24 protein-coding genes are annotated in these 20,379 nt (G+C 48.1%); 7 read left to right on the plus strand and 17 right to left on the minus strand.

Going from position 1 to position 20,379, the window contains the following annotated elements:
* The first annotated feature begins 3 nt into the window (after nt 1–3).
* Together cysQ and ACXAGX_RS03585 are read left to right on the plus strand one after the other, a co-directional pair.
* Nucleotides 4–840, plus strand: a complete 837-nt coding sequence (gene cysQ / locus ACXAGX_RS03580; protein ID WP_070124545.1) for a 3'(2'),5'-bisphosphate nucleotidase CysQ — start codon at nt 4–6, stop codon at nt 838–840.
* Nucleotides 837–1,406 (plus strand): YceI family protein, encoded by a 570-nt coding sequence (locus tag ACXAGX_RS03585; protein ID WP_474818679.1) that lies wholly within the window; start codon nt 837–839, stop codon nt 1,404–1,406. The genes cysQ and ACXAGX_RS03585 overlap by 4 nt, the downstream gene beginning before the upstream one ends.
* Before the next feature lie 85 nt (nt 1,407–1,491).
* Here the strand turns inward: ACXAGX_RS03585 and mdoH are convergent, their stop codons facing one another.
* Together mdoH and ACXAGX_RS03595 are read right to left on the minus strand one after the other, a co-directional pair.
* Entirely contained in the window at nt 1,492–3,504 is a 2,013-nt protein-coding gene (mdoH, locus tag ACXAGX_RS03590) for a glucans biosynthesis glucosyltransferase MdoH (protein ID WP_474836609.1), read from the minus strand.
* Nucleotides 3,479–5,119, minus strand: coding sequence for an OpgD/OpgG family glucan biosynthesis protein (locus ACXAGX_RS03595; protein ID WP_474836611.1), 1,641 nt, complete (start codon nt 5,117–5,119; stop codon nt 3,479–3,481). Before ACXAGX_RS03595 ends, mdoH begins: the two co-directional genes overlap by 26 nt.
* Before the next feature lie 448 nt (nt 5,120–5,567).
* On the opposite strand from ACXAGX_RS03595, the gene ACXAGX_RS03600 reads away from it, so the two are divergent.
* Entirely contained in the window at nt 5,568–6,110 is a 543-nt protein-coding gene (locus ACXAGX_RS03600; protein ID WP_474836613.1) for an outer membrane beta-barrel protein, read from the plus strand.
* Between the two features lie 44 nt (nt 6,111–6,154).
* Here ACXAGX_RS03600 and ACXAGX_RS03605 read toward each other — a convergent pair whose 3' ends face one another.
* The 6 genes from ACXAGX_RS03605 to ACXAGX_RS03630 all read right to left on the minus strand — a co-directional run bounded on the left by ACXAGX_RS03605 (nt 6,155) and on the right by ACXAGX_RS03630 (nt 10,567).
* A complete protein-coding gene (locus ACXAGX_RS03605) occupies nt 6,155–6,562 on the minus strand; it encodes a hypothetical protein (protein WP_474836614.1) in 408 nt (135 codons plus the stop codon).
* Between the two features lie 2 nt (nt 6,563–6,564).
* Nucleotides 6,565–6,777 carry a hypothetical protein gene (locus ACXAGX_RS03610; RefSeq protein ID WP_474836616.1) on the minus strand — a complete coding sequence of 71 codons (213 nt, stop codon included), beginning with the start codon at nt 6,775–6,777 and terminating at the stop codon, nt 6,565–6,567.
* A 150-nt stretch (nt 6,778–6,927) separates the two neighbouring features.
* Nucleotides 6,928–7,164 (minus strand): YheU family protein, encoded by a 237-nt coding sequence (locus ACXAGX_RS03615; protein ID WP_474818672.1) that lies wholly within the window; start codon nt 7,162–7,164, stop codon nt 6,928–6,930.
* Nucleotides 7,165–7,171: 7 nt separating this feature from the next.
* Nucleotides 7,172–8,182, minus strand: coding sequence for a hydrolase (locus ACXAGX_RS03620; RefSeq protein ID WP_474819265.1), 1,011 nt, complete (start codon nt 8,180–8,182; stop codon nt 7,172–7,174).
* A gap of 11 nt (nt 8,183–8,193) precedes the next feature.
* Nucleotides 8,194–8,676: a TIGR02444 family protein gene (locus tag ACXAGX_RS03625; RefSeq protein WP_474836618.1), complete on the minus strand. Its 483-nt coding sequence runs from the start codon at nt 8,674–8,676 to the stop codon at nt 8,194–8,196.
* Nucleotides 8,660–10,567 (minus strand): ATP-binding cassette domain-containing protein, encoded by a 1,908-nt coding sequence (locus tag ACXAGX_RS03630; protein WP_474836619.1) that lies wholly within the window; start codon nt 10,565–10,567, stop codon nt 8,660–8,662. Before ACXAGX_RS03630 ends, ACXAGX_RS03625 begins: the two co-directional genes overlap by 17 nt.
* Nucleotides 10,568–10,707: 140 nt before the next feature.
* Here ACXAGX_RS03630 and ACXAGX_RS03635 point away from each other — a divergent pair, with 140 nt between their 5' ends.
* Together ACXAGX_RS03635 and ACXAGX_RS03640 are read left to right on the plus strand one after the other, a co-directional pair.
* Nucleotides 10,708–10,914 carry a YheV family putative zinc ribbon protein gene (locus ACXAGX_RS03635; protein ID WP_474818669.1) on the plus strand — a complete coding sequence of 69 codons (207 nt, stop codon included), beginning with the start codon at nt 10,708–10,710 and terminating at the stop codon, nt 10,912–10,914.
* 213 nt (nt 10,915–11,127) lie between these two features.
* On the plus strand, nt 11,128–12,285 hold the full coding sequence (locus tag ACXAGX_RS03640; protein ID WP_474836621.1) for a DUF748 domain-containing protein: 1,158 nt from the start codon (nt 11,128–11,130) through the stop codon (nt 12,283–12,285).
* On the opposite strand, the gene ACXAGX_RS03645 is transcribed toward ACXAGX_RS03640, so the two are convergent.
* The 3 genes from ACXAGX_RS03645 to ACXAGX_RS03655 all read right to left on the minus strand — a co-directional run bounded on the left by ACXAGX_RS03645 (nt 12,286) and on the right by ACXAGX_RS03655 (nt 14,316).
* Nucleotides 12,286–12,993: a transposase gene (locus ACXAGX_RS03645; protein WP_474836623.1), complete on the minus strand. Its 708-nt coding sequence runs from the start codon at nt 12,991–12,993 to the stop codon at nt 12,286–12,288. It lies immediately after the preceding gene.
* Between the two features lie 104 nt (nt 12,994–13,097).
* Nucleotides 13,098–13,328 (minus strand): SlyX family protein, encoded by a 231-nt coding sequence (locus ACXAGX_RS03650; RefSeq protein WP_070124525.1) that lies wholly within the window; start codon nt 13,326–13,328, stop codon nt 13,098–13,100.
* Complete coding sequence (locus ACXAGX_RS03655; protein ID WP_474836625.1) at nt 13,321–14,316, minus strand: WD40 repeat domain-containing protein; 996 nt, start codon at nt 14,314–14,316, stop codon at nt 13,321–13,323. Before ACXAGX_RS03655 ends, ACXAGX_RS03650 begins: the two co-directional genes overlap by 8 nt.
* Nucleotides 14,317–14,519: 203 nt before the next feature.
* On the opposite strand from ACXAGX_RS03655, the gene fkpA reads away from it, so the two are divergent.
* On the plus strand, nt 14,520–15,290 hold the full coding sequence (gene fkpA, locus ACXAGX_RS03660) for an FKBP-type peptidyl-prolyl cis-trans isomerase (protein ID WP_474818665.1): 771 nt from the start codon (nt 14,520–14,522) through the stop codon (nt 15,288–15,290).
* A 122-nt stretch (nt 15,291–15,412) separates the two neighbouring features.
* On the opposite strand, the gene ACXAGX_RS03665 is transcribed toward fkpA, so the two are convergent.
* The 6 genes from ACXAGX_RS03665 to ACXAGX_RS03690 form a co-directional block, all read right to left on the minus strand.
* Nucleotides 15,413–15,805 carry a ribbon-helix-helix domain-containing protein gene (locus ACXAGX_RS03665; RefSeq protein ID WP_474818664.1) on the minus strand — a complete coding sequence of 131 codons (393 nt, stop codon included), beginning with the start codon at nt 15,803–15,805 and terminating at the stop codon, nt 15,413–15,415.
* A gap of 31 nt (nt 15,806–15,836) precedes the next feature.
* Nucleotides 15,837–16,394, minus strand: coding sequence for a DJ-1/PfpI family protein (locus ACXAGX_RS03670; RefSeq protein WP_474818663.1), 558 nt, complete (start codon nt 16,392–16,394; stop codon nt 15,837–15,839).
* 96 nt (nt 16,395–16,490) lie between these two features.
* Entirely contained in the window at nt 16,491–17,495 is a 1,005-nt protein-coding gene (locus ACXAGX_RS03675) for a metal-dependent hydrolase (protein WP_474836626.1), read from the minus strand.
* Between the two features lie 34 nt (nt 17,496–17,529).
* Nucleotides 17,530–18,612 (minus strand): alkene reductase, encoded by a 1,083-nt coding sequence (locus ACXAGX_RS03680; protein ID WP_474818661.1) that lies wholly within the window; start codon nt 18,610–18,612, stop codon nt 17,530–17,532.
* Nucleotides 18,613–18,627: 15 nt separating this feature from the next.
* Nucleotides 18,628–19,191 (minus strand): type 1 glutamine amidotransferase domain-containing protein, encoded by a 564-nt coding sequence (locus ACXAGX_RS03685; RefSeq protein ID WP_474818660.1) that lies wholly within the window; start codon nt 19,189–19,191, stop codon nt 18,628–18,630.
* Nucleotides 19,192–19,343: 152 nt separating this feature from the next.
* Entirely contained in the window at nt 19,344–19,634 is a 291-nt protein-coding gene (locus ACXAGX_RS03690; protein ID WP_474818659.1) for a hypothetical protein, read from the minus strand.
* Nucleotides 19,635–19,812: 178 nt separating this feature from the next.
* On the opposite strand from ACXAGX_RS03690, the gene greB reads away from it, so the two are divergent.
* The gene (greB, locus tag ACXAGX_RS03695; RefSeq protein ID WP_474818658.1) at nt 19,813–20,298 is read left to right on the plus strand and encodes a transcription elongation factor GreB; all 486 of its coding nucleotides are present in this window, start codon (nt 19,813–19,815) and stop codon (nt 20,296–20,298) included.
* Nucleotides 20,299–20,379 lie beyond the last annotated feature (81 nt).

Here is a 20,379-nt window from a genome sequence, read left to right on the forward strand (position 1 = left end):
CGCATGCCAAACGATCCCCGAGAAGCCTTAGTTGAACTGGCGAAGAAAGTCGCTGTAGAAGCCGGCGAAGCCGTGTTAAAAGTTTACGATCAGGGTGATTTCGATGAATACACCAAAGATGATGAATCGCCTGTTACCAGTGCCGATTACCTGGCCAACGACATCATTAACAAACGCCTGATTGAAGCCACACCCGATATTCCCATTCTCTCGGAAGAGAACAAACATGCCAGTTTGGAAGAGCGTAAAACCTGGGATCGTTATTGGTTAATCGACCCCATCGACGGTACTCAGGAATTTATCGCCCGTAGTGGTGATTTTGCCGTAAATATCGCGCTTATCGAGAACAATGAGCCGGTTATTGGTGTCATATTCTGGCCTCCGGGACAATCGTTGTATTACGCCTCTAAAGGCCATGGTGCTTTTAAAGAAGCGCCAGACGAGCACAAACAGATTAACGTGCGCCAGCTAGACGATCCTCACGATAGCGTAGTGATGATCGCCATTAGTCGCCGTCAGTCGAGAGAGAAAGTCTTTTCTCGCATGTCAGCAAAGCGGATTTATCAAACTCTGCCGCTGGGCAGCTGCTCACTAAAGGCCTGCTTTATTGCTGAAGGCAAAGCTGACGTATTCATGCGACTCGGCATTACCGGAGAGTGGGACACAGGCGCATCGCAATGTATCGTGTCTGAAGCTGGCGGTAGTATTCTTGCCGCAAACTTTGAACCACTCACATACAACCAGCGTAACACGCTGGAAAACCCAGATTTCGTAGTACTTGGCGACCAGCGTGTGCCTTGGAACGACATCGTACAATACGACAAAGGAGCGAAGGAATGATGAAGAGAACGTTGCTGGCATTATCAGCGTGCATTGCACTGCCAGCATCTGCGGCATGGACTCTGGACAGTGAAGGTTCCAGCCTGAACTTTCTATCAACCAAGAATGCCCAGGTGACCGAAGTTCACAGCTTCGACAAGCTGGAAGGAAGTTTAAGTGACGCAGGAAAGTTAACAGTTGAAGTACCGCTTAGCAGCGTAAACACCAATATTCCTCTGCGTAATACCCGCATGCAGGAAATGTTGTTTGAAAGTGGTAAGTACCCTTCTGCTACATTCACTGCAACGGTACCGGCTGAATTAATGAAACTCAGCGCGGGTGAAAGCACTACCGGTAAAGTGAAAGGCGAACTGAGCCTTCATGGGGTTACCGCACCGGCGACTTTCAGCGTGCTAGTAAGCAAAGTATCTGATGATGAAATCACCGTGGCAACTACGGCTCCGACCATCGTCAGTGCAGCTGATTTCAAATTAGATGGTGGCGTTAAAGCCTTGCAGGACGTTGCTAAACTTAGCAGCATCACCGCAGCAGTACCTGTTACTTTTGCGGTAACGTTTACAGAATAGTCTGATCCTTTAGTGATAAATAAAAATGGCTCATCAAATGATGAGCCATTTTTTTTATCTGCGACTGAGGCTTTAAATTAAGCGTTTAGGCCGCGTTTCTGTCGTTGGTATTCAATTCACTGGCTGCATTAAGCGCAACCTCATCGGCGCGTTTTGGTAATGGTGGAGCCGACAAATCCTGCACCACCATGCTATGAGGTACATCTTCTGGCAACTCCGGCTGGTCCGGCGCGTAGCCTTCTAGCTCACTCAAATTAAACGTTGCCATATGTTCACGTACTTCAACCAGCACGGGGGCTTCACGTAACTCTTCCTGAATCACAAATACGCCTGCTTTGCGGCAAGTACGGCCAAACCCCGGGCTACTGGTAAGGCGAATGATTGGCGCAGCGAACACCATGCCGGTGAGCACTGGCAGTAACCAAAGGAATAGCGAAGGCGTGTAATAAAAAGTAGCACCGCCCCAAATTAATGCCAGTACCGTCATGGTTGCGGCTTTAGAAATTGCCACTTTCCACGGCACCATGCGGCCTTCCCGAGTCTGCGCTTCCCACTTGACCTGATGACCAATAAGCACACTGATCACAAAATAGCTGTGATAGAACATCATCATAGGCGCAATAAGTATGGCCATGAACAATTCCACAAGGCCACCGAAAATCAGCTTGAAGGCACCCCCAAAATCTTTTCTGCGTTGGATAAGAGCCAGAATAAGTCCCAGGGCTTTCGGCGCGAACAGTAGTGCAATGGTGCCCCACAGCGTAGCAATCATGAGCCCTTCCCGAGCAATCTGCCAATCAGGAAACAATTGGTGATCGGAAGTGAAGTACACTGGGTCCACCAACGCTTTTACCAATGCATCTGCTGTTCCCGCCATCAGCATCATGAACAGCAACAGTGAAGACATATAGGCAAAGGCACCAAAGCCGAAATGGAGGCGATTAGTGGTTTTCAAGCCGTTGGTGCGCAGCAGCCCGAGATGCTGAATATTACCCTGCACCCAACGGCGGTCACGAATCGCGTAATCCACCATATTGCCTGGCACCTCTTCGTAGGAGCCGTCGGTGTCTGTGATGAGATAGCACTCCCAACCCGCACGCCGTAGCAACGCAGCTTCCACAAAGTCATGGCTTAGAATATCGCCACCAAATGGCGCACGGCCTTCCAGTGTGGGCAATCCGCAATGCTGCATAAACGGCTTCACTCTGATAATGGCATTATGGCCCCAGTAATTGGCACTGTCGGTCTGCCAGAACGAAAGACCCGTGGCCAGCATAGGACTATAAAGATGAGCAGCAAACTGCACGAAGCGACCAAAAAATGTATCCTGACGCACCGGCATCGGAATGGTTTGGATAAGCGCAGCTTCGGGATTCGCCTCAATGCGGCGTGTCATATCCAGCACCCGGTGTGCGGACATGACGCTGTCGGCATCAAGCACCAGCATAGACTCATACTGCCCACCCCAGCGTACGCAGAAATCGTGAATATTACCGACCTTGCGACCCCAATTGTCTTCACGGCGACGATAAAAAACTTTATCGCCATGTTCACCAAGGCGACCCACTAAACGCTTCCAGGCTCTAAGTTCAGCTTCTGCTTTTGCTTCATCCTGCGTATCGCTAAGCATGTAGAAATCGTAGTTATCAGCGTATTCGGTGTTAAGGATCGCGTTCACGCAAGCTTCAAAACCTACGATGATGCGGTCGGTATCTTCGTTATAAACCGGCATTACAATGGCGTGACGTTGAGTAATCGGCGTGTTCACATCGGCGGTAGGAAGCTCGCGGCGCAATGATATGGGGTCGATGTGGAATAGCTTTAGTAAGAAACCAATTACCGATGTCCAGAATGACCAGGTGAGCCATAAAAACAACACCATTGCCAAACCTAATTGCACCATTTCAAGTTCAGTGAATCGATTAGGGCGGAAAATCTCGAACATGCTATAGCCGGTTAGGGCCGTAGAAACGATAGTCAGGAATCCCATTAACAGAAGTCGCCAGCGGCGACCTCGAACATTTAATTTACTTGCTTCGGCGACATCCTTTTCGGCTACCGCGTTATCAGCCTTACTGTTGGATTGGCTCATACACATAGCTCCATATTTCACTCATTTGTGTTTCGTTGTGATTCAGAAACATCCGCATATCCACTACGGCTTCTCCTTCAGGGATCACCAGGAACGTCACACGAAGGCTTTTGCCACCGTCCACTTCATAAACACGGGCCTGATCAACGCTGGCATTGGTGGCATCGAGTATTAGGTTTACGTCGTCAGGTTTGAGGTTCATGCCTTTTGGCACTTCGAAGTCCACAACAAAGCGGCGAACATTACGCTCTTCAGTGGTCTCGAATCCAGGTAAGGTACTGATCCCCTGACGGGTTCTTTCTACGGTTGCAACGCCGTAACGCATTGGCTTTTTCTCAACCGTTTTTAGTTCATATTCGAAATAACGACTTTGGCCAGCCAGGAAAGGTTCAACGGGCACCCAGTAAGCCACAATGTTATCGTGCACTTCAGAATCGGTAGGAATTTCAACAATTTCCAGCTTCCCCTCATTGAAACCTGCTTTCGGTGTTACCCACAGACTCGGACGAAGGTGATAATTGGCTTCAGCATCCAGATAGTTAGAGAAGTCGGTATCTCGCTGCAACATACCAAAGCCTTTGGGAGAAATGTCACTCAGGGACGTGATCTGCAATTTGGTTGGGTTGGTAAGCGGACGCCAAATCAATTCGCCCTTACTGTTTAGCATTTGTACGCCGTCACTGTCGTGGACTTCCGGGCGATAATCATCGCGACGGACTTGTGAGTTTTCACCATACAAAAACATGCTGGTAAAGGGAGCGATACCGAGCTTATCAACGTCTTCACGAGCGAAGATCCAGCTTTTCACCTTCATGGTGGTGTCGGTACCCGGCATAATTTCAAAGCTATACGCACCGGCAACAGAAGGGCTTTCTAAACGGGCATAAATCTTTATTGGCTGACCTTCCTGAGGCTCTATCAACCAAAATTTAGTGAAGTGGGGAAACTCTTCGCCTTCAGGCATGGCCGTATCAATTGCCAGGCCACGTGCAGAAATACCGTAAACCTGATTTTTACCTACCAGGCGAAAATAGGAGGCACCCAGAAACACTGCAAATTCATCTTTGTATTTCTGATTTTTTATTGGGTAATGAAGACGAAATCCGGCATAACCGGATTTTTCATCAGTAAGGCCAGCCAGAGGTTCGGCATTTTTTTCGTAGATAAAACTCTCGCTTTCGAACGGTACCAGGTTCTCACTGTTGTCCGACGCGATGGTCACCACACTGACAGGCTGCTGATACAGAAAGCCAGGGTGGAAGAACTGTACTTCGTAGTCGTTTTCACCTGCCCACAATGCCTTTTCTGAGTTAAAGCGAATTTGACGATAGGTTTCATAGTCGATGTTTTTAAGTTCATCTGCCAGACCATGGTCATTGACCACATAATCGCGACCGGCATTTTTCTGTGCAGCATCGATAACGCGATTCAATATAGGTTTGCCCGCAGGAAGATTCTTATCTGATACTTCGTCTGCCAGACTAAGCGTGCTAAAGCCCACACAAATGCAGTAAATAAAAGCGCGCATGACGGCTGGGCTGATAGAAAAGAAAGAGCAAAAAGATGCCAGTGAAGGTGTCGTAATTTCCGTGTTATTGGCTAACTGTAATTGCGGCAGCATGATTTACTGACTCCGATAAATTATGATAACTGTGCGTTACGATTTGTTTTTTGTTGCACAGGGTTTTGCAAGAGGTGTTCCAGCTTAAAAATGCGCTTAAATTTACAATTTCACTATTTAAAACAGTCTCTTATTTTTTTACATCAGATCAGAGAGCAAATATCAAACAGCAACAATTACAAGGCAGTGAGTAAATCAGGGAGAACTGTCTGTACCCACCGACACTTTTTTGTATAACGCGTGTCCAGTCATGTTTTTTTTGTATACAGGCACAACTTCTCAGTGTTTGTTTTACGATGAGACGATAAGAAATTTAGCTATTTAAAATCAGCACTTTATACACAGGAATAGTAAGAAGATCCTTTTACCAATATACGAAATGGCAAGATGATTGCTCTTCAGTCGCAGTTAAATGATTTTCTTCCAAGCATAGATAAGGAGTCTCTTTATGCGTTTTACCAAATCATTACTGACTGTTGTTGCTCTTTCTGGCCTTTCTTCAGCGGCAATGGCAGCATCACCGAACTGGCGCTTTGTCGAAGGTGGCTATACCAACGCAGATGTGGGTGCTGGCGATTTTGACGGCGTAGATGTGGGCGGGGCTTACCTGCTCGAAAACAACATTTACGTTACCGGTGAGCACAAAATGTTAGACGACAATGGCACCGACCTGGATATGACAACGGTGGGTCTGGGTTACCGCATGCCACTGGATTCATCTACCGATGCCTATTTCGGCGCGAACTTCGAGCGAGTAGATCTGGAAAACTATGATGAGAATGGCTACAGCGTACACGCTGGTTTGCGTTCCATGGTTACCGAGCAAGTAGAGTTATTGGGCCAAATTGGCTACTACGATGTGGATACCGGAGATGTAACAGTAAAAGTAGGCGCGAACTATTACTTCACACCACGCTGGGCTGTGGGCGCCAGCTTCGAGAAGATTGACGATCTTGATATCACGCAGCTAAACGCGCGCTACACTTTCTAAAATCCCTGCAATTTTGAAGTAGACCCGATAGGTCAAAGCCTGGCTCAGATGCCCAACCCATCTGGCTGGGCTTTTTTCATTCTTCGCATGAATATCAATACACTATAAATAAATAAGCCCGCTCCGATAGTGGCTGAAATATCCAAGTAATCGAAGGTTCGTTCACTGATATAAATTTGTAGAAGTTCGTAACCTAAAAGCCCTAACGTAGAGGCTAGGATTGTTTTCCCATACTCCCTAGAAAAGAGAAATGCATTGAGGTTCGTAACAACAATCACGGCAAGAAAGCTTGGCGCGCAATCCAGCAATAAAGATGAAAACTGCGCCCGCAAGCCTGCAATTTTACCGCAAACCTGATAAGCGAAAAAAGCGAGAATAAGAAATAGAAATTTCGATGAAATGTTGCTTATAAACGAGGGCCAAAGCCCTCGTAACCAATAACAAAGCTCCATCGCTACTCAGTGATCTCTCGAATGAAACGCTCGAGCTTTCGCTTCCAATAATCAATAGATGTGCTAGCAGCCTCTTTACTATTCTCAAGATATTTATCGATACCTTCTTTGCCACCGGCCGCGTCGTAAATATAAGCACCGATCAGCCCCAGGCCGATAGCCTGAATAGTTCCGCCAGACACACGATTTACATCTTCATTTTGAAGTAATTCCATATTAGTTCTCTTAACTTTCCTTAGTCTAAAATCCTAAGCATATAATCTACACGCTTTAGGTCCGTTCATCGCACATCTATACGAGAATAGAAAAGATAACTAACAGCAGAGCCAAAGAAAACTGTACTGGTGTTCGGATGTTTCCAAGTCTTAAAGCGATTCCTCTTCACCAGCCTGGTATTCATCTTTGGGGCGAATATTTACCGAGTCATGCAGTTCTGAGTACACCAATACCGCTTCACCGCTTTTCAGGGAGTGTAAAACCTGATCAACTTTTTCATCAAAGGAGGCTTCTACTTCGCCGTAGTCGGTGCCTTCGCGCAGTACGAAAGATTCAACAATATTGCGGAGCGTGTCTGGGGCTAGCTCGGTGATGGGAATAATCATTCTTACCTCAATGTGTTGGCAGATATTGGCTGAACCACTCGGCTGCCCGTTGTTGTAACCACACTGTGGGCTTTAACAGACCACCTTGCATAAATCCCACGTGACCACCAAAGTCACTGAGTTCAAGGGTTACGGCTCGTGCCAAATCGCTGGCATCCGGCACCACTGACGGACTCATAAACGGGTCATCCAGGCTATGAAGAATAAGGGTTGGGCACTGAATCGCACCAAGAAACGGCAATGCGCTACATTTTTCATAGTAGTCAGTCGCATCAGCAAAACCATGCAGGGGTGCTGTGACTTTTTCGTCGAACTCCTGGAACGAAGATAACTGGGATGCCTGCTCAACCGATACGTTTATCAGGCCCCGGTAGTCCATACGCTGCATTTTCTTAATCAGCGTGGACTTCATACTTTTTAGCAAATAATTTTGATAAACACGGGAGAAGCCGGTGGCAATACTTTGGCTGCAATCGGCCAGTTTCATTGGCGCAGACACCGCAATAGCGGCTTGCAGCCATTTCTGTGCGGGGTTTTCGCCAAGTAACTTAAGCAGCATATTGCCGCCCAATGAAAAGCCAATGCCGACTTTAGGCAGTTGAGGAAAGCGCTTTTCCAGCCAGTCGAGAAAAAATACCGGGTCGCTGGTTTCGCCAGAATGATAGGCTCTGGGCTGACGGTTAATTTCGCCACTGCAACTGCGAAAATGCATCATGACGCACTGCCAGCCTTGCTGACTAAGCACGGCCATCATGTCGTTAGCATAGTGCGAACGTATGCTGCCTTCTAAGCCATGAAACATGACGACGACACCTTTTAAAGAAAAGGGTTGTGGTCCCCAAGCAAGATCGAGAAAGTCATCATCAGGAGTGGCAATACGCTCCCATTTAACCGACAACGGTAAACGTTTTTGTAAGAAACGTGGCCAAATAGTCTGTACATGACGATTGCGCGCCCAACGAGCCGGAGTGAAATCACTGCGACGTACAATGCCATGACCACTGTCAGGTTGTTTGATCACCGTGTTTACTACCCGGCCTGCAACGACTGAATAACGGCGGTGATGCGCTTTACTGCTGCGGGTTGCTGGCGAAGCTTAAACAAGTTCACGAAACCCGCCACACTGCCATTTACGCCCTTTACCGGCACAGACTCAACAGTAAGACGGTTAAACATGGTAGTAAGTGCTTCCTGCTGTTGCATTTCAATGGCCAGTTCTTCCTGCTTAAGAGCTTCGTAGGCTTTCTGATTAAACGGACGTGCCGCTTTTGCATCCCGTCGCTTCCCACGATGGCTTGCCAGCTGCGTGTCGGTATCAGCAATAGCGGCATGCAGCACCTGCCATTGATTCAGTGTAACGATCATACCGTTATCAAGGCACCAGCACAGCAGCAGCAACATGTTCACATTCACCTGAAACTCGTCTTGCAACAACAACGCTTGTTCACTTACGCCGTCGCGACCGTATATCTCCAGGCTGTACTGCCAGAATGTATCAGCATTCAGATTCATAATTTGCCCTTGCTTCTTCCATGGTTTCCTGCGCATCCAGCCAGGCCATCTCGTGTTCTTCCATTGCTTGCTTCAGCGTCGTCTGCTCATCGAGCAGCGCCATCAGCTTCGCCTTATTCTGTTCTTCATAAAGTGAGGTATCGCCCAGAGATTCTTCGACCTGAGCCAATGCGGAAGAGGTTTTCTCCATCGCTTTTTCATGTTTTTCAATGGCCTTCTTAATCGGCGCAACGGAATTACGGAACTCCGCCTCGCGACGTTTTTCAGCCTTGCGATCTACTTTAGGTTTATCGTCTTTGGGCGCTGCCGCTTTGGCTTCGCTCTGCTGAGCTAAGATCCAGGTACGATAGTCATCGAGATCGCCATTGAATGGCTCCACCTGCCCACTGTCTACCAGATAGAAGTCTTCGCAAACTGACGACAATAAGAAGCGATCATGCGAAACCAGCACCATTGCGCCTTCGAAGCCCTGCAAGGCCATGTTCAGTGCATGACGCATTTCTAAATCGAGGTGGTTGGTAGGTTCATCCAACAGCAATAGATTGGGCTTTTGATACACAATTAGCGCTAACACCAGTCGTGCTTTCTCACCACCCGACATGGGGGCAACCGGCTCAAGTGCCTGATCACCGTGGAAGCCAAAACCGCCCAAATAATCACGCAGTTGCTGCTCTGTGGCCTGCTTATCTAATCGTTGCAGGTGCAGGATGGCTGAAGCTTTCGGATCCAGCGTTTCCAACTGATGCTGGGCAAAATAACCCACATTAAGACCTTTGGCGGTGGTGAAATCGCCCTGCATCGGCTCGTGCACGCAAGCCAGCAACTTGATCAGTGTTGATTTACCCTGACCATTGCGCCCCAGCAAACCAATACGACTACCGGGCACCAGATTCAACTTCACATTGTTGAGAATAACTTTTTCGCCATAGCCCAGTTTGATATCGCGCATCTGAATAAGCGGATTCGGCAGACCGGTAGGCTCGGCAAATTCAAAGTTGAAGGCGCTGGCAGCGTGTGCAGGCAATATCTGCTCCATACGCTCAAGCTGTTTAATACGGCTTTGTGCCTGTTTAGCTTTACTGGCTTTCGCCTTAAAGCGGGTGATAAATGACTCCAGATGAGCAATTTTGTCCTGCTGCTTCTGGTATTCAATGTTCTGCAAACGTAAACGCTCAGCCCGCTGTTTTTCGTAAGACGAATAGTTACCGGTATAGGCGATAAGTTGCTGCTGTTCAACGCTAACAATTTGCGCCACGGTATTATCGATAAAGGCTTTATCGTGACTAATAAGAATAAGTGTGCCGGAATAGCGTTGCAGCCATTTTTCCAACCAGATAACCGCGTCTAAATCGAGGTGGTTTGTTGGTTCATCTAAAAGCAATAGGTCGGAGGGGCACAACAGAGCCTGGGCCAGGTTCAAACGCATTCGCCAGCCACCAGAGAAATCGGTCACAGGCGCAGTAAGCTGTGCTGTAGTAAACCCAAGTCCGGCCAGAATAGTCGCCGCCCGGGCTTCAACATCATAGGCACCGGCCTGCTCAAGCTGACCATGAAGTTGTCCCATCGCCTCGCCGTCATGACGAGCTTCGGCATCGGCCAGTTTTGCCTGACAATCGCGGAGAAGTTTGTCTCCATCGATAACATAATCAATGGCACTGCGGTCGACAGCCGGCGTTTCCTGCGCCACGCTAACGATGCGCCAATGTGCGGGAACCTGACAGTCGCCGGCATCGATAGACAATTCGCCCCGAAGCAAAGCAAAAAGGGTAGATTTACCACAACCATTGCTGCCAATCAGAGCCGTTTTGTGGCCTGGAAAAATTTGTGTGCTGGCGTGTTCCAGTAGCACCTTGCTACCACGCATCAGGGTTACGTCAGATAAAGTAATCATGCCTGTGCAGTTGTCCTCCGCGTTAAGCGGCGTATGATAGCAAACTCCCCGGTTAATGGCTTGCGTTTCACATGCTCATCACCATAATCCGGGAAGAAAATCAGCAACCCGTTTGCAACGAAAATTATTACGGAGTCTCCATGGCTGAAAGAAAGAAAAAACGATTTATTGCTGGCGCTACCTGCCCGAAATGTCAGGCACTGGATTCCATTATGTTGTTCTTTGAAAACAACGTTGAAAAACTGGAATGTGTGAAATGTGGCTACACCCAGTCACAAACCGATGACAAAGTAGAAGCCAAAACCCGCGCCGACGAAAACGTAATTGGCGTTTTCAAGCCACAGTAATTTGTCAGATTTACCCGTCTTGTGGGTAAAGCCTGTAGATTGCAGCCATTAACTGGCTGCAAATCAGTCTTGACTCACGCTCCACGAAAGTAAGTTATCGATTATTTTTCAAGTGGTTATCATTGCCACTTTGCATGTTTCATCACTAAATCCACACTGGCATAGCAATTGAAGCTTCTGTCTATTACCCCCAATAGAGGTGAGCAACACATTATGGCTTCCCGTAAATCTCGTCGAGCTTTCAAATGTTTCGCTGTTATCGCCTGTGTGCTTGTAGCCGTTCGATTAAGCCTGCCATTCGCAGCCCAGTGGTACATAAACGACGTACTGGACGAAGGTGAGCAATTTACCGGCAGTGTGGGCGACGTAGATCTAATGCTTTGGCGAGGCGCCTACAGCCTCGATAACGTGGTTATTCTCAAGCGCACGGGTGAAGTAGAACAGCCGTTCTTCGAAGCGCAACGTGTGGAGTTTAGCTTGCTGTGGTCTGCGCTTTTCAATAAATCAGTGGTCGCGCAAGTTTACCTTTCTCAACCTGAACTGAATTTTGTAGATGGTGGCAGCGAGGCCGCGAGTCAATCTGGTGAAAATGAAAACTGGCTCTACTTAGCTGATCAGCTCGTACCTTTAAAAGTCGACCGTTTCGAAATACGCAACGGCTCGGTGAATTTCTTTAACCCTGACGCCACGCCGGCTATTCATGTGCAGCTTCACGACATCAATGCAATTGCAAAGAACCTGGTGAACAGCCGCGACTTATCAAAAAACCTCATCGCAACGGTGCAAGCGTCAGGTAGCGCTGAAGAGCAGGGTACGATGACGCTTTCCGGTTCACTGAATCCTGCCACTAAACAGCCGACTTTTGACATTAATTTTCAGGCTAACGATGTCGCCCTCGTCAACTTCAAGAGTTTTCTCGATACCTATGCGCCCTTTGATCTGGAAGCCGGTACGCTAGAACTCGCTTTGGAATTGGCAAGCGATGACGGTGAGATATCTGGCTACGCCAAGCCTGTACTGCGGCAGGTGGAGGTGTTCTCTTGGAAAGGCGATGTGGAGCGGGATGACGATGGCTTTTTTCGTAGTATCGCCGAGGCATTATCTGGCTTTATTGCTGAGTTGTTCGAAAACCAGAGTGAAGATCAAATCGCCACTCGCATCCCTATTTCTGGTTCACTTAACAATGTGGAAACGCCAATATTTACAACCATCGTTGGCATTTTGAAGAACGCGTTTGTGCAGGCTATTCAGGGCGACCTGGAAAATAGTGTTGAATGGCGCGATGCGGAACAGGCGAAAGAGGAAAGTGAGAAAAACGAACAAAACAACGATGCCCGGGAATCAGAGCCTCCGGGCAACGAGACGCCATGATCAAAGATGTTGATGGGCCGTTGAGTCGACTTTGCGCGGTCGTCCACGCTTGCCTTCCGTCAATCGCCGACCGGTGACTTTTTCAATGCGCTTGATAAAACCCGGATCGCCCATCGCCAGGCCCATTTTAAGTGACTTGGCGATGTCGGCATCCATGTCCTCGTCGATGCACTGTAAACGTTCAAGGTGCATCGCACGTCGCGTTTCCGGCGTATTTGCCGTGCGTTCATAAGCGGCATGAGCCGTTAACATCACACTGGGAATGCCCAATGCGTTACTCACCACACTCGACCAGGCGTACTGTTCAGGATTATCACATAATGCCTCACGAACGGGTTGCTGTTCGATGTAGCGATACACTTCAATGAGTAATTCGTCGTCGAGTACTAATGCAGATTTATAACGATCACGCCAAATGGTGCCTTTTGTGCCATATCGCTGATGGTAGTATTGCGCGTACAAACGACCGGTAGCCTGAAGCATATGAGAAATGCCATCGCCGGTAGATGGCGTGCAAAGAAATGAAATACTTTCTTTCGCCGCACACCAGGCGTGCATGGCAACCTGATAACGGCTCGCATAACGCCCGAGATAATCTAGATAAGTCAGACGATCGGTATCGTCTTTGAAAGGCATGACACCCGTGCGCCCTGTACGCTGCACGAGCTGCGGAATTCCCGCCGGGGAGGTTCTGAGCTTTCTTGCCATGAATATCAATTCGTCAGCTAATTAAATAAGTTTATTTTTAAAGCGTAGACAAGAATTTCAGATATATCTAAAAGAGTCGGCGGATTATTTATAGCACCGCCGTTTTAGTAGTGCGGCGGCGGTGTTTCTTCAGTGAGCTTGGCAATGTTTGATGGCTCAAAACCTTTCACTTTTTCCATCACAAATCGCATTTGCACCTGCAGCTTTTCAATCTGGTACTGTTGGTCGGTCAGTGCGTCATTGAGGGTGTCGATAGTATGTTCCTGGAACGACACTTTGGTTTGTAATTCTTCGATGGCTTCCATCGCTTGTTCCAGTGTTAGTGATTCACTCATGTTCTATTGTCCACATTTCTGCTAGGCCGCTGCTGCTTTCTGAAAGGATTGTTTTCTTATCGACGAAGCCCACCGCATACACTACGGCGGTGGCAGGACGGGTGCCTTCTTTAGCAGCTACCTTCCATTCATCCACCTGCTCACCATTTTTCACATCCCACAAATAGATATTTCGTGAGGGTGAGCCAGTAAGTAAATACTTACCATCACCAGAGAAAACCGCATCGGTAAAAATTTTCTGGCGCGCAATATACTGCAGGTTACTCATCTGTGCACCTGTTTGTGCGTTCCAGATCTTAGCGCCTTGCTTACTGTCTGCAGTAAAGGCAAAACGCCCCTCATCATCCAGCGTTACCGAGGAAATTCGACTGCTGTGAGTGAATGTGTGAATAATTTGCCCCGTGCGCGTGCTCCAAAGATAAGCCACATAGTCATTGCCACCGGTTAGCGCATATTCGCCGTTGGGCGAAATGTCGACGGAATTGATACGCTCCTGATGCCCCAGAAATTCCAGACGCCGACCGCTTTCTGGCTCGAAGTACATAACCTTTCCGTTGGAACGGCCTACAAGAATACCCGTTCCGTTATTCGTTACGGCCACATCACGAATAGTAGATTCGTCGATCCGCCAAAATCCTACAGGCTCACCGCTTTCAATGCTCCACAATGCAAACGCCTCACGGTCTGAGGTAACTACGAACTTGTTATCTGCAGAAATATGAATCGCAAGCACCAGGTTGTTGCCTTCACTTTGATGTTGCCAGTGAAAAAGCAGGTTGTTGTCTTTGTTGTGCCATACATTAATGCCATTATCGACACCGGACACCACGCTGTATTCACCGTTTGGTGAAATGTCGGCGGCATAAGCACCATCTTCAGCGTGCAGCCAGCGCTCCTCCGGCTCGGTTTCCGGTACTGAACAGGCACTCAGCAACACACTGAAAAATGCCAGTAATAGCGTAGTTTTGAACGATCGTCGATGAAGCATGTCTTATAGGTTTCGCTTTCAATGTCTCTGGGTTTACCATAGCATGGAACAAATCGAATCGATTTAGCAAAATGATTCGAAAGTGATCATTTTGCTAAATTCTTATGTTTATACCCACAACGAAAAATAATTTTTGGGTATATCACACAAACCCGTCGTACCCCGGGGCACGACAAAGATTTTATAATAATGGAGAAGTTTTTATGCGTAAGTCGCTTGTCGCCTTATCGACAGTAGCTGCACTGGGTTTGTTTGCCTGTCAGCCAAAAGAAGAAGCACCGAAGCAGCCTGCAGCAGAAGAAGCAGCGCAAGGTAGTGCCTTAGCTGACATGTCAGTAGAACAAAAACAAGCGTACGCCATGGGCGCAGGCATGGGTATTTTTGTAAATAACCGTGCAAAACAACAAGATCAAATCGGTCTTCCTTTAGATAAAGAAGCCCTGAAGCAAGGTTTCCTTGATGCACTGGCAGATCAAAGCAAAATGACCCAGGGCGAAATTCAAGAAAATGCTCAAGCTGCTGAAATGGCAGTTCGCGCAGCGCAGCAAGAAATGGCTGCTAAAGCCGCTGAAGAAAACATCAAACTTGGTGAAGAGTATTTAGCAGAAAACGCGAAGAAAGAAGGTGTAACGGTTACTGATTCAGGCCTGCAGTACGAAGTACTTCAGGAAGGTACAGGCAAAAGCCCAACGGCCACTGATCAAGTTAAAGTACATTACCACGGCACCCTGATTGACGGCACAGTTTTCGACTCATCTGTTGAGCGTGACGAACCTGTTACCTTCCCGCTGAACCGCGTCATTCCTGGCTGGACTGAAGGCGTACAGCTGATGAAAGAAGGCGCGAAATTCCGTTTCGTTATCCCTGCGGAATTGGCTTACGGCGAACGTTCTACTGGCCTTATCACACCTAATTCAACACTGATTTTCGACGTTGAATTACTGGAAGTGGTTGACGATTCTGAAGCTGAATAAGTCGCATAAGCAAGGGGTTCAATTTCCATTGAATTACCCTTGCTATGCATAAGATAAAGCCAGTCAGGTTGTCCTGACTGGCTTTTTTATATCCCCTTAAAAGCACGACAAAAGCAAAATACTTAGTGGCTTTCCCCTCGTCGGTTAACGGCACTGAGCTGACGCAAATTGGCTGCCTCAGTTTCTTTTTCAATAAGTTTGGCCGATGCTAAACCCGCCAACGGTTTCGCTTCATCACGCTGTAGATGCCCATCGGCACTTAATGACAAATAACGTCCACAGCAAACCCGTAGAAACGAAGTAAAGTTACCGACATCATGGTCGGCGTCCAACGATTCCAGATAAAGCTTGGTGACCAGCTGATTTACCGTCATTTCATCGCGACAGGCAATTTCCTGCAAAATATTCCAGAAGAACGTCTCCATGCGAATTGATGTCACCACACCCTCAATGCGCATCGAGCGGGTTTTACTTTCCCACAGGTCAGCGTCGGCATTAATGAATAATCCACACATCATCTTGTCCTCTAAACGTTCACATTTTGCATTAAAGTAAAGCCATGAACTGACTTAACAACGCCGGGTGCGCAGGCCAAGCTGGACCTGTCACTAACTTGCCATCAGTAATGGCCTCGTCCATTTCCACCGTCACATAGGTTCCACCAGCCAGTTTCACCTCGGGTTCGCAAGCCGGATACGCCGACACGCGCTTGCCTTCGAGAACGCCGGCCGCTGCCAATAATTGTGGACCATGGCAAATGGAGCTTACCGGTTTATCGGCAACAAAAAAACTGCGCACCATTTCAATAACTGCATCGTTCAAACGCAGATACTCTGGCGCGCGGCCACCAGGAACGTAGAGCGCATCGTAGTCATCAGCGTTGATGTCTGCGAACGTCGCATTAAGGGCGAAATTGTGACCGGGCTTTTCGGTGTAGGTTTGGTCACCTTCGAAATCGTGAATAGCGGTTTTAACCGTGTCGCCGGCTTTCTTGCCCGGGCAAACCGCGTCTACGGTATGACCACAGGCCATTAAAGCCTGGTAGGGCACCATGTTCTCATAGTCTTCTACGAAGTCACCGGTAATCATCAGAATTTTGCTCATCGTCGTGTCCTTTAATTGGTTATCAACAATACTGCAGGTCTATCTGACCATATCAGTCCTTCCGGGCGGTAACATCATAATACTACAACCGCTATGTTACTGATCTACCTCACGATCAAGCAGCATGTCCAGAAGCACTAAGCTGTTGCTGTCACGCATCTGACTGCCATAGTCTACGTGTTCTTCCGGATGCTCAGGGTTTACCGTAATTTGCCATAAAGACTGAGTGCCATCAGGTCGGCCAGCATAACGTAAATCACCAATGGCAGTCGGGTTGGACGGAGAAACATACAGCCAGTCGCTGGTGAACCAGCGAAACCGTTCAATGTCGTCAGCCTGCACTGAGTCGGCAGGTAAAGATGGGAAATCAGCATCAGCATCCAGAGGTTTTACCGTATCGCCGGGGTAAATACGTGATTCTGAAAACAGCGGCAGCGCTATCGCATTAACGTGATACGCTTCGTCCGACTGATAGATTGTGCGCCATACAATCAGGTTACCAATGGTTGGCATAGCCTTCGCCCGTATCACCTGATGGCCGGTTTCATTGGCAATACGCTGCACTTCATACATTGCTCGCTGATGCTGATAAACACCAAAGCTAAAATACATGGCCACCAGCGTAGTGGCCGTTACCAGCCAGCGCTTGTGTCCGGATCGGGCTGTTGTCACAACGCCAATTAGCAAAGGGACGGTCACCAATAGATCAATGATGCCAATCACGTCCCATGCTTCCCTGAAATCAGAGAACGGCCAGTAAAGCTGTGTACCGTAAGACGTGCAGGCGTCGAGGAGCCCATGGGTGGCGTAACCCATGGTGGCGAAAAACCAGATTTCGCGGTAGGTTTGCCGCCGGTAAAACAGCATCCACAAAAACAGCGCGACGATAGCGCCGCCGAAAGGGATAAAAGCCAGAGAATGGGTAAACTGACGATGCAGTTCCAGCGCCATCATCGGGTCCTGGGACGAGCGGAACAGAATATCCAGATCCGGTGCCATTCCACCCAGCGCGCCAACAACAGCAGCCCGCTTCGTATCGGTTTTTTTACTGATAAAAAGCGCTGCGGTTGCTCCCAGCACTCCCTGTGACACCGGATCCATATTTTGTCCTTCTATCGATTACTGCGGATGAGGATTACTCATCATAAAACGGATAATCAATATACCCCTTTTCTTCCCCGGCGTAGAAGGTATCCTGATCAGGCTCGTTGAGTTCCACACCTTTTTCCATGCGCTCAGCCAAATCAGGATTAGCAATAAACGGACGGCCGAAGGCGATGGCGTCGGCATAACCCGACTCAACGGCCTGTTTTGCTGACAGTAGATCATAGCCGCCATTGGCAATATAAAAACCCTGCCATTTTTCACGCAGTGCTGTGAGGATCGCAAGATCCGGATTGCCTGCCGGCATACCCGGGAACCGCTCTACCATGTGCAAATATGCCAGGTTCAGCGGATTGATATAGTTGATCACTTCACTGAACGTGGCCAGCGGATCGCTGTCGGCAATGTCGTTCTGGTTACCCACCGGAGAAAGTCGAATGCCTACCTGAGATGCATCCCAGACTTTCAGTACGGCCCGGGTGACTTCCTTGAGAAAACGCAGCCGGTTTTCGATACTGCCGCCGTATTCGTCGTCACGAAGATTCGTTTTATCGCGCAGAAACTGATCGATGAGATAGCCGTTGGCTGCATGAATTTCAACGCCGTCGAATCCCGCTTCACGGGCATTTTCCGCGGCTTTCTGAAAGTCTGCCACGGTGGACTGAATCTCTTCTACCGTCATGGCCTTGGGTTCAGACGCGGGCTGTTTATCGCCGTCGAAAAACACATCCACGTCAGGCTTCACCGCAGAAGGGGCCAGCGGCTTAGCATTATCCGGCTGAAAATGACTGTGGCTAATTCGGCCCACATGCCAGAGCTGCAGAAAAATACGACCACCTTTCTCATGCACAGCTTCTGTGATCTCTCGCCATTTCTGCACTTGTTCGGCGCTGTAAATGCCCGGAGTACGAATATAACCTTTACCCTGAGGGCTGATTTGCGACGCTTCAGTGATCAGCAATCCACCCGAGGCGCGCTGCTGGTAATAGGTTACCGCCATGTCTGATGGAACATCGGTGCCATCCACTGCACGGCTACGCGTAAGCGGTGCCATAAAAACGCGGTTCTGTACGTCGACACTGCCGACGCTACCTTTATCAAATAATGTAGTCATTACCATTGCCTCCGTTTATACGTGCTGCTGGTCGTGCTTACCTTCACGAAGCTCTTCCACAATTTTGCGGCAGAAGGCAGGTAAATCATCCGGTGTACGACTGGTTACCAGTGCTTGATCGCAAACCACTTCCTCATCTACCCAGTTACCACCCGCATTAACAATATCGGTTTTGAGACTGGGGAAGGACGTAATTTTTCGATTATTTAAGACGTCTGCCTCCACCAGCATCCACGGACCATGGCAAATAGCAGATACCGGTTTATGCTGGGCAAAGAAATCACGAACAAACGTTACCGCTTTTTCGTCAGTGCGCAGGGTATCTGGGTTTTGCACACCACCAGGGAGGATGAGGCCATCGTAGTCTTTAGCATTTACTGCAGAAACTACTTTGTCTACTGAAAACGTGTCGCCTTTTTCATCATGATTCATGCCCTGAATGTCGTCGGCTTTCAGCGAAATAATATCAACTGTCGCACCTTCTGCTTCCACCGCTTCTTTCGGTTTAGTCAGTTCAATTTGCTCAAAACCGTCGGTTGCTAAAATAGCGACTTTTTTATCCTGTAGTTTATTACTCATGAATTCATCTCCTGTTTTGAAATGTATCCATGGCTACGGGGCTTTTACTGCTGAGGATTGTTTACAAACATTAAATCTCGCTCATCACAGCCTGAGGCAGAAACAACAAAGCCCTTCAATTGAAGGGCTTTTTGTAAAACATCTATTCACTATTACGTGTTGTCAGATAGCAGATGACGTCGGCGTTCCGGGCGTTTCCGTAACGTTGCGCAATGCTTAATCATTGTGTGACCTACCTTATATGCGGCGATACCGCCGACAAGCAGGGCTGCGGTTTTCACGCTATTAATGTGAACGAGAATGTCGATCATGCCGATTGCGAACAAAACCACGCCGGAGAGAAACAACATAAAGCCGACAATGGTAATGCCATTGGCCGTTAGCGTTTGATCGCTACGTTTTTCTTTTAACTGTGTTTGCTCATGCTGCATAATAATATTCACTCGTTTCCATGTTAATTATGGATAGTATTTCGACATACCCACCAACAATTCGTTCATTTTTTACGCAAAATAACCCTATAAACTTGTGTTTGCGCTGATTAACCACATTGCTTAGTGCTTATCGGCTCAAATTTATAATTGATTAGTTTTAAAATCATAAACATAGCGAATTTTTACTATGCGCACGCCACTCATCACCCGTAATGGATATCGGAAGCTACAAAACGAGCTCGACTATTTATGGCGGGAAGAACGCCCCGAAACAACCCGCAAAGTCACCTGGGCCGCGAGTCTCGGCGATCGTAGCGAGAATGCAGACTATCAATACAACAAGAAGCGCCTGCGGGAAATCGACCGTCGTGTGCGTTATTTACGCAAGTGCTTGGAAAACCTAAAAGTCGTCGACTATTCGCCTCAACAAGAGGGCAAAGTGTTTTTTGGCGCGTGGGTAGAAATTGAGAACGACGATGGTAAAACCATGACGCTGCGCATTGTCGGGTACGATGAAATTTTTGGTCGTAAGGACTATATTTCCGTGGATTCACCCATGGCACGCTCATTGATTGGTAAATCGGTAGACGATGACATCACAGTGAAAACAGAAACCGGTATCTTCGAGTGGTGGATAAACCGCATTTGGTACGATACCGAAGACAAAGTTTAACGTCACCTGCGTAAAACAAAGGATTCACTGAGATAAACAGCATTAACCATGAATTCATCAGTGATATACTTGCGCACCAGT

It is taken from the genome of Alteromonas sp. ABV4_515 (genome assembly GCF_056160345.1).

Excerpts from the sequence above, each read along its gene's own strand:
- cysQ (WP_070124545.1), top strand. The coding sequence starts at position 4 with ATGCCAAACGATCCCCGAGAAGCCTTAGTTGAACTGGCGAAGAAAGTC.
- ACXAGX_RS03585 (WP_474818679.1), top strand. The coding sequence starts at position 837 with ATGATGAAGAGAACGTTGCTGGCATTATCAGCGTGCATTGCACTGCCA.
- mdoH (WP_474836609.1), bottom strand. The coding sequence starts at position 3,504 with ATGTGTATGAGCCAATCCAACAGTAAGGCTGATAACGCGGTAGCCGAA.
- ACXAGX_RS03595 (WP_474836611.1), bottom strand. The coding sequence starts at position 5,119 with ATGCTGCCGCAATTACAGTTAGCCAATAACACGGAAATTACGACACCT.
- ACXAGX_RS03600 (WP_474836613.1), top strand. The coding sequence starts at position 5,568 with ATGCGTTTTACCAAATCATTACTGACTGTTGTTGCTCTTTCTGGCCTT.
- ACXAGX_RS03605 (WP_474836614.1), bottom strand. The coding sequence starts at position 6,562 with ATGGAGCTTTGTTATTGGTTACGAGGGCTTTGGCCCTCGTTTATAAGC.
- ACXAGX_RS03610 (WP_474836616.1), bottom strand. The coding sequence starts at position 6,777 with ATGGAATTACTTCAAAATGAAGATGTAAATCGTGTGTCTGGCGGAACT.
- ACXAGX_RS03615 (WP_474818672.1), bottom strand. The coding sequence starts at position 7,164 with ATGATTATTCCCATCACCGAGCTAGCCCCAGACACGCTCCGCAATATT.
- ACXAGX_RS03625 (WP_474836618.1), bottom strand. The coding sequence starts at position 8,676 with ATGAATCTGAATGCTGATACATTCTGGCAGTACAGCCTGGAGATATAC.
- ACXAGX_RS03630 (WP_474836619.1), bottom strand. The coding sequence starts at position 10,567 with ATGATTACTTTATCTGACGTAACCCTGATGCGTGGTAGCAAGGTGCTA.
- ACXAGX_RS03635 (WP_474818669.1), top strand. The coding sequence starts at position 10,708 with ATGGCTGAAAGAAAGAAAAAACGATTTATTGCTGGCGCTACCTGCCCG.
- ACXAGX_RS03640 (WP_474836621.1), top strand. The coding sequence starts at position 11,128 with ATGGCTTCCCGTAAATCTCGTCGAGCTTTCAAATGTTTCGCTGTTATC.
- ACXAGX_RS03645 (WP_474836623.1), bottom strand. The coding sequence starts at position 12,993 with ATGGCAAGAAAGCTCAGAACCTCCCCGGCGGGAATTCCGCAGCTCGTG.
- ACXAGX_RS03650 (WP_070124525.1), bottom strand. The coding sequence starts at position 13,328 with ATGAGTGAATCACTAACACTGGAACAAGCGATGGAAGCCATCGAAGAA.
- ACXAGX_RS03655 (WP_474836625.1), bottom strand. The coding sequence starts at position 14,316 with ATGCTTCATCGACGATCGTTCAAAACTACGCTATTACTGGCATTTTTC.
- fkpA (WP_474818665.1), top strand. The coding sequence starts at position 14,520 with ATGCGTAAGTCGCTTGTCGCCTTATCGACAGTAGCTGCACTGGGTTTG.
- ACXAGX_RS03665 (WP_474818664.1), bottom strand. The coding sequence starts at position 15,805 with ATGTGTGGATTATTCATTAATGCCGACGCTGACCTGTGGGAAAGTAAA.
- ACXAGX_RS03670 (WP_474818663.1), bottom strand. The coding sequence starts at position 16,394 with ATGAGCAAAATTCTGATGATTACCGGTGACTTCGTAGAAGACTATGAG.
- ACXAGX_RS03675 (WP_474836626.1), bottom strand. The coding sequence starts at position 17,495 with ATGGATCCGGTGTCACAGGGAGTGCTGGGAGCAACCGCAGCGCTTTTT.
- ACXAGX_RS03680 (WP_474818661.1), bottom strand. The coding sequence starts at position 18,612 with ATGACTACATTATTTGATAAAGGTAGCGTCGGCAGTGTCGACGTACAG.
- ACXAGX_RS03685 (WP_474818660.1), bottom strand. The coding sequence starts at position 19,191 with ATGAGTAATAAACTACAGGATAAAAAAGTCGCTATTTTAGCAACCGAC.
- greB (WP_474818658.1), top strand. The coding sequence starts at position 19,813 with ATGCGCACGCCACTCATCACCCGTAATGGATATCGGAAGCTACAAAAC.